The organism is Bacteroides sp. CAG:633 (genome assembly GCF_000435115.1).
GTDB classification, from domain to species: domain Bacteria; phylum Bacteroidota; class Bacteroidia; order Bacteroidales; family Bacteroidaceae; genus Bacteroides; species Bacteroides ndongoniae.
Map to the genome: position 1 here is coordinate 1 of NZ_FR882945.1, position 12,596 is coordinate 12,596.

The 12,596-nt window shown below is 43.7% G+C and carries 12 protein-coding genes; 7 read left to right on the top strand and 5 right to left on the bottom strand.

The annotated features are described in order from the left end of the window. Window positions 1-237 precede the first annotated feature (237 nt). Both QVP67_RS00375 and QVP67_RS00380 read left to right on the top strand, forming a co-directional pair. Window positions 238-1,323, top strand: a complete 1,086-nt coding sequence (locus QVP67_RS00375; protein ID WP_022161584.1) for a mannose-1-phosphate guanylyltransferase — start codon at window positions 238-240, stop codon at window positions 1,321-1,323. A gap of 379 nt (window positions 1,324-1,702) precedes the next feature. Then, entirely contained in the window at window positions 1,703-2,149 is a 447-nt protein-coding gene (locus QVP67_RS00380; protein WP_022161585.1) for a DUF3836 domain-containing protein, read from the top strand. Window positions 2,150-2,316: 167 nt separating this feature from the next. Here QVP67_RS00380 and QVP67_RS00385 read toward each other — a convergent pair whose 3' ends face one another. The 3 genes from QVP67_RS00385 to QVP67_RS00395 all read right to left on the bottom strand — a co-directional run bounded on the left by QVP67_RS00385 (window position 2,317) and on the right by QVP67_RS00395 (window position 4,563). Next, window positions 2,317-2,709, bottom strand: coding sequence for an HIT family protein (locus tag QVP67_RS00385; RefSeq protein WP_022161586.1), 393 nt, complete (start codon window positions 2,707-2,709; stop codon window positions 2,317-2,319). A 50-nt stretch (window positions 2,710-2,759) separates the two neighbouring features. Continuing rightward, a complete protein-coding gene (gene greA, locus QVP67_RS00390; RefSeq protein WP_071148009.1) occupies window positions 2,760-3,224 on the bottom strand; it encodes a transcription elongation factor GreA in 465 nt (154 codons plus the stop codon). A gap of 187 nt (window positions 3,225-3,411) precedes the next feature. Next, window positions 3,412-4,563 carry a thioredoxin-like domain-containing protein gene (locus QVP67_RS00395; RefSeq protein ID WP_071148535.1) on the bottom strand — a complete coding sequence of 384 codons (1,152 nt, stop codon included), beginning with the start codon at window positions 4,561-4,563 and terminating at the stop codon, window positions 3,412-3,414. A 260-nt stretch (window positions 4,564-4,823) separates the two neighbouring features. Here QVP67_RS00395 and pnp point away from each other — a divergent pair, with 260 nt between their 5' ends. From pnp to QVP67_RS00415, 4 genes are all read left to right on the top strand, one after another. Beyond that, window positions 4,824-7,001 (top strand): polyribonucleotide nucleotidyltransferase, encoded by a 2,178-nt coding sequence (gene pnp / locus QVP67_RS00400; protein WP_022161589.1) that lies wholly within the window; start codon window positions 4,824-4,826, stop codon window positions 6,999-7,001. 166 nt (window positions 7,002-7,167) lie between these two features. After that, complete coding sequence (locus tag QVP67_RS00405) at window positions 7,168-7,866, top strand: response regulator transcription factor (RefSeq protein WP_022161590.1); 699 nt, start codon at window positions 7,168-7,170, stop codon at window positions 7,864-7,866. Between the two features lie 46 nt (window positions 7,867-7,912). Then, a complete protein-coding gene (locus QVP67_RS00410; protein ID WP_022161591.1) occupies window positions 7,913-8,638 on the top strand; it encodes a PaeR7I family type II restriction endonuclease in 726 nt (241 codons plus the stop codon). A gap of 1 nt (window position 8,639) precedes the next feature. Beyond that, window positions 8,640-10,160 (top strand): Eco57I restriction-modification methylase domain-containing protein, encoded by a 1,521-nt coding sequence (locus tag QVP67_RS00415; RefSeq protein WP_022161592.1) that lies wholly within the window; start codon window positions 8,640-8,642, stop codon window positions 10,158-10,160. Between the two features lie 72 nt (window positions 10,161-10,232). On the opposite strand, the gene QVP67_RS00420 is transcribed toward QVP67_RS00415, so the two are convergent. Beyond that, window positions 10,233-10,940: a sensor histidine kinase gene (locus QVP67_RS00420; RefSeq protein WP_288179737.1), complete on the bottom strand. Its 708-nt coding sequence runs from the start codon at window positions 10,938-10,940 to the stop codon at window positions 10,233-10,235. 906 nt (window positions 10,941-11,846) lie between these two features. Between QVP67_RS00420 and QVP67_RS00425 the strand changes: the two genes are divergently transcribed. After that, window positions 11,847-12,098, top strand: a complete 252-nt coding sequence (locus QVP67_RS00425) for a hypothetical protein (protein ID WP_022161594.1) — start codon at window positions 11,847-11,849, stop codon at window positions 12,096-12,098. Window positions 12,099-12,405: 307 nt separating this feature from the next. On the opposite strand, the gene QVP67_RS00430 is transcribed toward QVP67_RS00425, so the two are convergent. Then, window positions 12,406-12,596, bottom strand: a 191-nt coding sequence (locus QVP67_RS00430) for a hypothetical protein (protein ID WP_288179738.1), incomplete at its 5' end; no start/stop codon positions are given.

Below are 12,596 nucleotides of genomic sequence, written 5' to 3' on the forward strand. Positions count from 1 at the left end.
AACCGGGATGGAAGTGAATCCACTGGTGTTTGAGACCAGCGCGTCTACCGATTCCGCCATCTGGGCATTGCATTGATTTCTCAATTGCGGTGCAAAGATACGGCTTTTTTCTAAACCTGCAAGCGATTCATAAAAAAAACAAGGGAAAAACAAGAAAAAAATAATAAAACACACCATAAGCATTCCGCATTTACAGAAAATACTGTACTTTAGCAGAAACTTTAAACAATAAACAAAATGATGACAAATAAGGACAACTTCTGTGTAATCATGGGTGGAGGAATCGGAAGCCGATTCTGGCCATTCAGCCGCAAGACGCTCCCTAAACAATTCCTGGATTTCTTCGGAACAGGACGCTCGTTGTTACAACAGACTTTTGACCGGTTTAAAAAGATTATACCGACTGAGAACATTTTTATTGTGACCAATGATATGTATGCCGCCCTTGTAAAAGAGCAACTGCCTGAGCTAACCAGCGAACAGATTTTGCTGGAGCCTACACGCAGAAATACAGCGCCTTGTATTGCATGGGCATCTTACCATATCCGAGCCATCAATCCAAATGCCAACATTGTAGTAGCCCCCTCCGACCACCTGATACTGAAAGAAAATGAGTTTCTCGATATCATCACAAAAGGATTGGAATTCGTTGCCAAATCGGAAATTCTGCTTACACTGGGTATCAAGCCCAACAGACCGGAAACAGGATATGGCTATATACAAATCGCCGAACAGAAGGGTGACAATTTCTATAAAGTAAAAACATTCACCGAAAAGCCGGAATTAGAGCTCGCAAAAGTCTTTGTAGAAAGCGGAGAATTCTATTGGAATTCAGGACTTTTTGTTTGGAATGTCAATACTATCATCAAAGCCGGAGAATTACTGCTCCCCGAACTGGCTGCTAAACTGGAACCAGGTAAAGACGTCTATGGTACGCCGGACGAAAAGAAGTTTATCGATGAGAACTTCCCCGCATGCCCCAACGTATCAATCGATTTCGGCATTATGGAGAAAGCCGACAATGTATATGTTTCATTAGGCGACTTTGGATGGTCCGACCTTGGAACTTGGGGTTCGCTCTACGATTTGTCACCTAAAGACGAAAACAATAACGTAACTTTAAAGTGCCAGTCGATGTTCTACGGCAGCAAAGACAACATCGTTGTATTGCCCAAAGACAAACTTGCGGTTATTGAAGGCTTAGAAGGGTATCTGATTGCCGAATCGGACAATGTACTGCTAATCTGTAAGAAAGACGAAGAACATGCCATCCGGAAATACGTCAACGATGCGCAAATCAAATTAGGTGAAGATTACATCTGATATAAGCTTAACAGATTATGACCGACGGAAGTATGCAGAATGCTTAGCTTTTCAACCCAAAGCAACTAATTTCAAAAGATAAGAGGGTGCATTTCTAAACAATGCACCCTCTTCTTATTTCCAGAAAATCAGTTATGCGGTCAACAATATCAATACCCCCATAACCAGCCGTTTATTCGGAAAAAACAAAAAGTAAAGAGCAACAAACGTCTATTGTACGCTAAAAGCGAACACGTGTCCGATTCCGAACAGCCTTATAAATTTATTGTAAACTGATAATCAGATATTTGATTCATTGGCACGTCTTTTGAATTATCATAGACGGATGCAAGTCCAAAGAGAAAAGAAATAGAAATAATAACTTAAAAGAATATCGATTATGAAAGCAACAAATTTATTCAAAGCATTGGCTTTTTCAGTATTGACATTAGTGAGCGCTCTTAACACTGAAGCAAAGGCCCAGGACAACTTTATAACAAACGATGAAGTAAAGAACAATCTGGTCGTTTCTCGTACCATCTATAAATTAGACGGCAATTATCTGCATAATCACATACGCTACGAGTTTGCTTACGATGAACAGAATCGCCTTATCTGTAAGACAGCCAACAAATGGGATGGCACATCGGACAAATGGGAACCTTATTTCCAAATGACTTATCGCTACGAAGCTGGTGAAATCATCATGAATTATGCCCGTTGGAATGAATCGAACCATAGTTATAGCAAGGACATGCAACAGAGTGTTTACGCACTGGATGAAGACAATACTCCCGTTGTGTGCCAAACGGTGGACAAAACAGTCTCAATGGCCGAGCATAAATGATAAAAAGAACAATGGTCTGTTCAGTATTACGAATCGAAAGCAACCGTTTTATGAAATTGCCTACCAGAGCGCGAAACTTAAGACAATAATATAATAAAAAGAGGGTATGTCAATCGGCATACCCTCTTGCTGTTTCTTTATGTATAAAGAAGGAGAATTTGGCTTTTTCAGAACGCAGAACGAATAGCTTCGGCCACAGCCCGGAACTCTTCGTCTGTCAGTTTCAATTTAGGATTGGAAAAAAGCATATCTTTCTCGCTTTGCATAGGAATCAGATGAATGTGCGCATGAGGTACTTCCAGTCCCAATACAGCCATTCCCACCTTCTTGCAAGGGAAAGCCTTACCGATAGCAAGTGCCACTTTTTTGGCAAAAACCTGCATACCAGCCAGATCTTCATCGTTCAAGTCGAAAATGTAGTCCACTTCCTGTTTAGGAACTACCAGCGTATGACCTTTCACCAGCGGATTGATATCGAGAAAAGCAAAATACTTGTCATCCTCCGCTACTTTGTAACAGGGTATCTCACCTGCAATGATTCTACTGAATATTGTTGCCATAACTATAAAGATAAAATAAGGCAAGCCCCATACAGGGACCTGCCTTCCGTTTAAAATGAGATGTTTACTACTTCCAGATTGATGATACCTTGGGGTACTTTGATTTCGGCAACATCGCCCACTTTCTTGCCAAGCAATCCTTGGGCAATCGGTGTATTGACCGAGATCTTTCCTTCCTTCAGGTTGGCTTCGCTTTCCGAAACAATGGTATAAGTCATCTTCATACCATTCTTCACATTCTTCAGTTCTACCTTATTCAATATCTGCACCGTATCGGTTTTCAGTTTGGACTCATCAATGATTTTTGCATCGGCAATCACCATTTTCAGTTTGTTGATTTTGCTTTCGAGCAAACCCTGTGCCTCTTTTGCGGCATCATATTCGGCATTTTCCGACAAGTCACCCTTATCACGGGCTTCCGCAATAGCGGCCACAATCTTAGGACGCTCCACCGATTCCAGTTGTTTCAATTCGGCTAACAATTTGTTGTAGCCTTCTTCTGACATGTAAGCCATACTTTTTTCCTCCTTATTATTTTAATTTATTAATGTTCTTATAAACAAAAAAGAATTCCAACATGGTCATCATGCTGGAACCCTCTTTCCGTATTGTTGGGCAAAGATAATCTTTTAAATCATGCGTGTCAAGCAAAAAGGAGTGCTTTGTAACATATTTAAATGAAATATTCTAATTTATAACAAGTTACAGCAATGCTTTTACTGCCGCTTCCAAGTCTTTTATTGTTTCGCCACGCGCACTCAACTCATTATTTTTGTTGATCAGGAACAGTGTCGGCACTGTTTTCACATTGTACGAAGCTGCTACTGAAGAGTAAATGCCATTGGCATCGCGTACGCAAATCCACGGCAAATTATCGGCTGTCGTCTTCCAGTAATGCTCGTCGGCATCCAAAGAAACCTGATAGATTTCCAACCCCTGGTCAGCATACTTCTTATACAAGTCAAGCAACAGATAGTTGTGCGTAGCCGATACGGCAGTCTGATAAATCGTAAAATCCAGAATCACAGCCTTTCCTTTCAGATCGGTCAGTTTGCGCATGTCGCCCTTCATGTCGCGCAGGCTGATATCAATTACACCCGTTTCTTGAATCACCTCCTGAGGAATATCCAAAGCCTTCGGTTGCGATGCATGGGTATTCTTCATACCTTTTATAACGATGTTATACAGATTCTTCGAACGGTCGGCATGAGGATAGAAGTTGTTCAGACTTGTGGCTACAGCAGCAAAACACTTCACATCGTCCTTGTTGTTCAACGGGTCGAAAATCAGGTAATTGTTCAACTTCTGAAATAAAGCAAAATAAGCCGCTGCCGTATTGGGAGCTGCAAAGATATAATTGATCTTCACATCATCCTTATAGTTCTTCAGCAACACGCCCAAACTGTCTTCAAACACATCGACTCCAATCTGATGAGAGCGCATAGCCTGTGCCAAAGCATCTACATCGCTCTGCAATTTTGCCTGCTTCAACGTCAGTTCCTTTATTTTCTGGCTGTTGGCCGATCCCTTCACTTCGTAAGTAGTGGCAAAATCGGTAAAAGGTGCATCAATCTGAACCGTTTCGGTCGAATCAATTGAGAAGTTGATCACCTTGTCTTCTACCCGCAGACGATAGAATTCGGGAGACTCGGGACGGGGTTGCTTGAAAGAATAAGTTCCGCTTTCGCCCAACTTTACCGAATCCAGCGGTGTGATACCCTCCAAGGCCGATGCTTCCAGATACAGCATTTTGCCTGCCGCATCAGCAATCTTTCCTTCCACCTCAAATTTCGGTTCCGAATTACATGCCCCCAAACCAGCCGCCACGAGTACGGCTAAAAAGATTTTCTTCATATGCTTCATTCTAATTTTTATTTTTTAAATCCTTGTTTCTGCTGCCGGATAACAGGCGCCGCAACGCCAGAACGGTCGTAGAAACCGTGCAAATATACTTCTTTTCAAGTTTAGTCAAAGCATTTTCAACACTTCTTCCGCTTCGAAAAGCAAAAAAACGGCAAAACCCAAACTTTTTATCTCATTCACACCATATTAGAAGAATAAAATATGTATCTTTGCGCGAATTTTGAAAGAAAATTAGATATAAAACATTTTTTATGATTAACCCAATTGTTAAGACGATCGAGATGCCCGATGGAAGAACCATCACTCTCGAAACGGGAAAGCTGGCAAAACAGGCAGACGGTTCTGTAATGCTCCGCATGGGAAACACCATGCTGCTGGCTACTGTTTGTGCCGCAAAAGACGCAGTTCCCGGAACAGATTTTATGCCTTTACAGGTAGAGTACAAAGAGAAATACTCCGCTTTCGGACGTTTCCCCGGAGGTTTCACAAAGCGTGAAGGACGTGCTTCCGACTACGAAATTCTGACTTGCCGCCTTGTAGACCGTGCTCTCCGCCCCTTATTCCCCGACAATTTCCACGCAGAGGTATATGTCAATATCATCCTCTTTTCGGCAGACGGTGTAGACATGCCGGATTCTCTGGCCGGATTAGCCGCTTCAGCCGCTCTTGCCGTTTCAGATATCCCCTTCAACGGTCCTATTTCTGAAGTACGTGTTGCACGTATCGACGGACAGTTCGTTATCAACCCGACTTTCGAACAACTTGAAAAGGCCGATATGGACCTCATGGTAGGTGCCACTTACGAAAACATCATGATGGTGGAAGGCGAAATGAAAGAAGTTTCCGAGCAAGAACTGCTCGCCGCCCTCAAGGCAGCCCACGAAGCTATCAAGATTCAGTGTAAGGCACAGATGGAACTGGCCGAAGAAGTAGGTTCGACTGTAAAACGCGAATATTGCCACGAAGTGAACGACGAAGAACTTCGTCAGGCCGTTCACGATGCTTGCTACGCCAAGGCATACGCCATCGCCAGCGAAGGCAACCGTGACAAGCACGCACGTCAGGACGCTTTCGATGCCATCCGCGAAGAATTCAAGGCACAGTTCACTGAAGAGGAACTCGAAGAAAAAGCTCCGCTCATCGACCGCTACTATCACGATGTCGAGAAAGAGGCTATGCGCCGTTGCATCCTCGACGAAGGCAAGCGTCTGGACGGACGTAAGACAACCGAGATACGCCCCATCTGGTGCGAGGTTGGCTACCTGCCTGGCCCTCACGGATCAGCTATCTTCACCCGTGGTGAAACACAGTCATTGTCTACCGTCACACTGGGTACCAAGCTGGACGAAAAGATTGTAGACGATGTTCTCAACCAAGATAAAGAACGCTTCCTGTTGCACTACAACTTCCCCCCGTTCTCTACCGGTGAAGCCAAGGCACAGCGTGGTGTAGGTCGCCGCGAAATCGGTCACGGTCACCTGGCATGGCGTGCGCTGAAAGGACAAATTCCTGAAGACTATCCGTACGTAGTGCGCGTTGTTTCCGATATCCTCGAATCCAACGGTTCTTCTTCCATGGCTACCGTATGTGCCGGTACATTGGCACTGATGGATGCTGGTGTGAAGATCAAGAAACCTGTTTCAGGTATCGCCATGGGTCTTATCAAGAATCCGGGTGAAGAGAAATATGCCGTTCTGTCCGACATCTTGGGCGACGAAGACCACTTGGGCGATATGGACTTCAAGGTAACCGGAACCAAAGACGGTATCACCGCCACTCAGATGGATATCAAGGTAGACGGTCTGTCGTACGATATTCTGGAAAAAGCCTTGTTGCAGGCTAAAGAAGGTCGCGAATACATTCTGGGCAAACTGACCGAGTGCATCGCCGAACCGCGTGCCGACCTGAAACCGCACGCTCCGCGCATCGAAACAATGACCATTCCGAAAGAATTTATCGGTGCTGTCATTGGCCCGGGCGGAAAGATCATTCAGGGTATGCAGGAAGAAACCGGTGCTACCATCACCATCGAAGAAGTGGACAACGTGGGCCGCATCGAGATTGCCGGCAACAACAAGCAGAGCATCGACGATGCTATCCGCCTGATCAAGGCCATTGTAGCTATCCCCGAAGTAGGCGAAGTATACAAAGGCAAGGTTCGCTCCATCATGCCTTACGGTGCGTTCGTTGAGTTCCTGCCGGGCAAGGACGGTTTGCTCCACATCTCCGAAATCGATTGGAAGCGTCTGGAAACCGTAGAAGAAGCCGGAATCAAGGAAGGCGACGATATTGACGTGAAACTGCTCGAAATCGATCCGAAGACAGGTAAGTTCAAACTGTCTCACAAGGTACTGATTCCGAAGCCCGAAGGCTATACGGAACGTCCCGAAAGACCGAGAAGAGAAAAGAAGTCCAACAACAAAGACTAACGGACGTAATCAATTCTATATATAGCGTAAGAGGGTGCATTGCTACGGCGACGCACCCTCTTCTTTTTTTTCAATATACCCAGTTACCAACAGGTTAATTAGTTGGCGGCTTATTCGTTAAGATGTTTACAAAATACGTATATTTGCCAGAAAATACACAGAAACCATGATCAAATTACTCCTGGTAGAAGACGACCCGAACCTGCGCTACGTGGTGCAGTGCGGACTGGAAGACATCATCGGCGGCTATGAAGTACAGACGGCTGCCAACGGCGAAGAAGGACTGAAAGTATGGGAAACGTTCAGACCCGACATCATCATCAGCGACATCGACATGCCCGTGATGGACGGCTTCGAGATGGTACGGCGCATCCGCGAAACCGATGCCGACACGCCTATCCTCTTCGCCTCGGCCCTCACCTCGCCCAAGGACGTGAAGCATGGCTACGAACTGGGCGTGAACAACTACGTGAAAAAGCCCTTCATTGCCGACGAACTGGACGCGCACATGAAGGCTGTGCTGAAGATGACGCAGGGCACGCATACCCGCACAGAGACCGGTTTCTGCAAATTCGGATCCTATACCCTGGACACCGAACACGGCACCTTGCGCAACGACCGTACCGGTCAGCGCCAAACACTGACCGCCACCGAAACCAAACTACTACAGATTCTGGCCCAGAACAAGAACGAGACCGTCCGCCGCGAAGCCATCCTAAGCCGCTGCTGGAACACGGAAGACGATTACTTCGCCTCGCGCAGCCTCGACGTCTTCGTCTCCAAGCTCCGCAAGCTTTTCGAAGCCGATGACGATATCGAAATCAAAACTGTCCGTGGTGTGGGGCTGATGCTGGTGACGAAATAAAGAATTACGAAATCATACCTTCATAAATCTCATATTCACTAAAAATATGCTGTTCAATATAAGGAATTATACCGAAATGATACAAAAAGCAATTGCTTGTTTCTGGGACACCCGTAACAGGCAATTGAACAGCCAACTTGATCGAAATAATCGCGACACAGGGAATAGAGGAGCTGTTACTGGAGGAAAACAAATGGACGGATTCGTTGACCTGCTCGCCAAAGTAGCCACAGACATGGGCGTCCCGCAAAACTGCATCTATACCAAGCGCAATCAATTACCCGGTTACTTCCGCCCGACAAAAGACTGGGATTTCTTGATTGTATCGCCTACTAACAAATTGATTGCAGCTATCGAGTTCAAGTCCCAAGTCGGATCATTCGGAAACAATTTCAATAATCGGACAGAAGAAGCGCTGGGGTCGGCAGTAGATCTATGGACTGCGTTTCGTGAAAATGTTTTTCCCAATCAAAACGCGCCTTGGGTTGGATACCTGATGGCTGTAGAACGTTGCAAGAAATCAACTTCCATTATCAGAGTAACCGAACCGCATTTCAAGGTACTGGAAGAATTCAAGGAAACATCGTATATCGACAGATATGCTATTTTGTGCCGCAAACTTATTCTTGAGCGACATTATACCGCCACGGCCCTACTTTGGACATCAGACTCTTCTACATACGGCGATGTAGCATCAGACATTTCAATAAACAATTTCCTGACTGCCTTCGCCGGGCACCTGCAAGGCGTAGCAAACGAATTTATTGCATAAGATGAGCAAGACCAGACCTACCGGAAAGATACGCGATAATGTATTCACTTCGCCGGACGTCGTGAAATACATGTTGGATTTGTCGGGATATACCCCCGACCGCGATTTGTCGTCGGTGAACGTCATAGAGCCTTCCTGCGGAGAAGGCGAGTTCGTCATCGAAATAATCGCACGCCTGATCCGGTCGGCCCATGTATTCGGATTCAATCCTTCCGAAGCAATAAACCGCTGTCTGATATGCTATGACATCGATCAGAAAAACATAGATATCAGCATAAACAGAATACATTCGCATTTTCCCGAAATAAACATAAATGATAATATATTCAGAAACGAAGATTTCCTCATAGCCGATGTAGCGGATACTGACCTGATAATCGGGAACCCGCCCTATGTACGTCACGAACAAATAGCCTTACCTCAAAAAGAATTGTACCGGAAATTATTTCCGACATTCAGATATAGAGCAGACTTATATGTGGCTTTCTTCGAAAAATCACTGCGGAGTTTGCGTCTTGGCGGCAAACACTGTTTTATCTGCTCGAACCGATGGATGAAAAACCAGTATGGACACAATCTGCGTAACCTGATTTCTTCATCTTTCCGCTTGCTGGCAATCGTCAACTTGGAAAAAGTGAATCCCTTTCAGGAGGAAGTTATCGCATATCCCGCCATCAGCCTTATCGAGAACAGCCCCACAAAAGAATCGTTCCAATATATAGAGGTGAACGACCTGAACAATATGCCGCTGCCCGAAGCTACAGCCCTCTACTACCAAATGCCCCGCAATGGCAACTGGAACGAAACCTTCCACACAGCATCCGGCATAAACAAGCTTACCTCCATCGAAGATATGGGATTCAAAATCGGCATAGGAGTAGCCACCGGTGCCGATAAGATATTCATCGGAAAAGACTTGCCTGAATTGATAGAAGAAGAGTTGTTACTCCCCATCCTCACATCCAAAGATATCAGAAACAATCGGCTGTGCTGGAGTGGCAATTATATATTCAATCCGTTCGATGAAAATGGCAAAATAATCGACCTTTATCTGTTTCCAAAAGCCAAAGCCTATTTGGAAGCTCATCAAGAAACGCTGCAAAGCAGGTATGTATCACAAAAAAAGCCATCACACTGGTATCGCACAATCGACCGGATATACAAAGAACTCGTATCGCAACCCAAAATATTGTTACCGGACATTTCGGCAAACAGCCTGATATTGATAGACAACGGACATTACTATCCGCACCACAACCTGTACTACATCACAGGAGGTGATGTCGACAGTCTCAAAATGCTAAGTGCAGTCCTGATGTCCGATTTCATTACATCCCAGTTATCCCAACTGGCCAACCACATGAACGGAGGATATCCGCGCTGGCAGAGCCAATACATCAGAAAACTAAGGGTACCTGACATTCATGCTATAGCACCTTCCGATTCGAAAGCGTTGATATCATCATACGATGCACGAAATTTATCAGAAATAAACACCGTAGTAAACAACATTATCGCATAAAGTAACCAGGAAACATCAAGATCGTTAATGTTAGCACCACCACTCATAGAGAATTAATCATACAAGCTGTTTCTAATTCAAATCTTGCAACGGCAGAGATATAACAAATTCGGTAAATTCGCCCTCAATGCTGTTTACGAATATATTCCCACCGTGCGCCTCCACTACTTGTTGCACGAAGTTCAGCCCCAGACCGAAACCGGAAGCCCCCTGTTTCCGTTTCCGACGTCCGGCGGCACCACGCTCGTATTTGTTGAATATCACTTTCTGATCTTTATCCGAAATGCCTATTCCGTTGTCGTGCACCCTGAGGAAGGTGTGCCTGCCGTTGCACGACGAACTGAGGGTGATTTCTACATTCTCTTTCGAATACTTGACGGCATTGTCTATCAGGTTATCCAACACTTCTTCCAAGTATTCCGCATCGGCATATACCTCTGTTGCCTGCAAGTCTTTAATAAAACGTATCGGTTTATCCGCTTTGGCAGTAAACTTATCGACTAATTTGTCTATCATAGGAGGCAACTCGATTTTTTCTTTTTGCATGTCCAGTTTATGTTGCTCCAGTTTCGATACTGTCAGAACTTTGTTTGTCAGCGTCAACAAGTGGTCAACCTCGCCCTCTGCTATCCGAAAGTATTTCTCTCTTTTTTCGGGTTTGTCGTCCAAACGACCGGTATGCAAGAAGTTCAGCGTAGTAAATATGGTACTGAGCGGATTCTTCATGTCGTGGATAAGAGCATAAGAGAAGTCTTCACGGATTCTAGATATTTTATTCATGCGGGATATGATTCTAAGTTGATAAATGATACATCCTATTATAATGACCATCATTATAGCAGTCGCTATAATAAGTAATCCCATCTGCTTAAAAATAGTACTATAGGGATTAACTAAAGTTGCTTGTATCTTCAATGAACCATCCAACTTTATTGGAATTAATTGAGTTTTAATAATTCCAAAATGCCTAATATCCTTTCTTTTAGTAGTTTCTATAATACTTCCATACTTCATCCTATCTATATAAAAATAGGTATTTATATTGTGTTGTAGAAGCGTTTCCCTATACACGGAATCCAATTTACTAATATTACAAGCAATACCATATTTTCCTAAACTCTCCAATAAATAAGTAGCTTCAGGGAAAACTTCTTCATTTTCAGTTCTTGGAGCACCAAGAAAATCTATTCCCTCAGGAAGTTCAGAGAAATGTAACGTGGTTTCTTTAAAAGAAGCTTCTTCAAATAATTCCTTAACAGTTTTTTCAAACTGATTCTTTAATAAATCAAATGAGTTATTAAGCCAAATACACTGCAAAGTAAAAACAAATAATATGCATATGACAGTTATACTCCTAATATAAATATGCTTCATTATAAATGAGTAAAATTATGATAACAGATTTCCATTTTTAATAACGACAGCTATATCTATACAAAGGTAATTTAAAAAATGAAATAATATTGGAAACCTATAAAAATCTTACAAGTAACCAAGCATTAAAGAAAGTATAATAATGCAGATAAGATAATTATTATAGCATATAAAACTAACTGATTTTAAACACCTGTTTGCAAAAGTATATAAGAAATAATTATAAATATGATAACATTATATTAACATAGAATTAACCTTACTATATTTCAACAAGACTTACCTTTGCTACAGTATTAAAAAACACCAACCATGAAACATCAAGAAAACATTTTCCGTCCGCTGGCCCTTGCCTTGATAGCATCGGCATTCTTTATCCCTTACGGCTTCATTGGTAGAGCCTTCTTAATTGCCGGTGCGGCTTTCCTGCTCGTTTTCTTCAAGAAGAAACTGGTAGCGGAGCTGAACCAGAAAAGTATCCTCAGCAATCTGCTCGTTTTTGTAGGTATCGTACTGCTTGTCACGGCCGCCTCGTACCTTATTTCGGTGATAAAGTCTTCCTGACTCAGGAGGCAATATACCCCATGCAGAACAGTTATTAGCATTCCACTGTCCAACCGCCTTTAAACAACTCCTTCAAATAAAGGCGGCACACAGGAAAATCAAACATTACAACAAACCACACCACATCCAAAGCTTGTGAAAGACGTTTCACACCCCACACGCCACATTCGGAACAAAGTTTCGAGAATCTTCCGTCACGCCTTCACCCAGAATATAAACATCTAACCACAAACCTCTTACGGTGAAACATGACGTTTCACCACATCTTTCACGTCTGTTGAAAGCAGGAAAGACGTTTCACAGCAACTCACTGCCACACAACCGGTTGTGTTGAAACTTCAGCTTGAGAGACCTGAAACACGCTGTTCTTGGAGCATTCGGCAGGGAAACGGCAGACGGCTTCACCAAAGAATGAAAAATATTCCCAAATTAAGAAGAGAGAAAGAACAGTCAGGAGAGGAAACAGACATCGGCTAGAATACCCTTTGAACGACACTT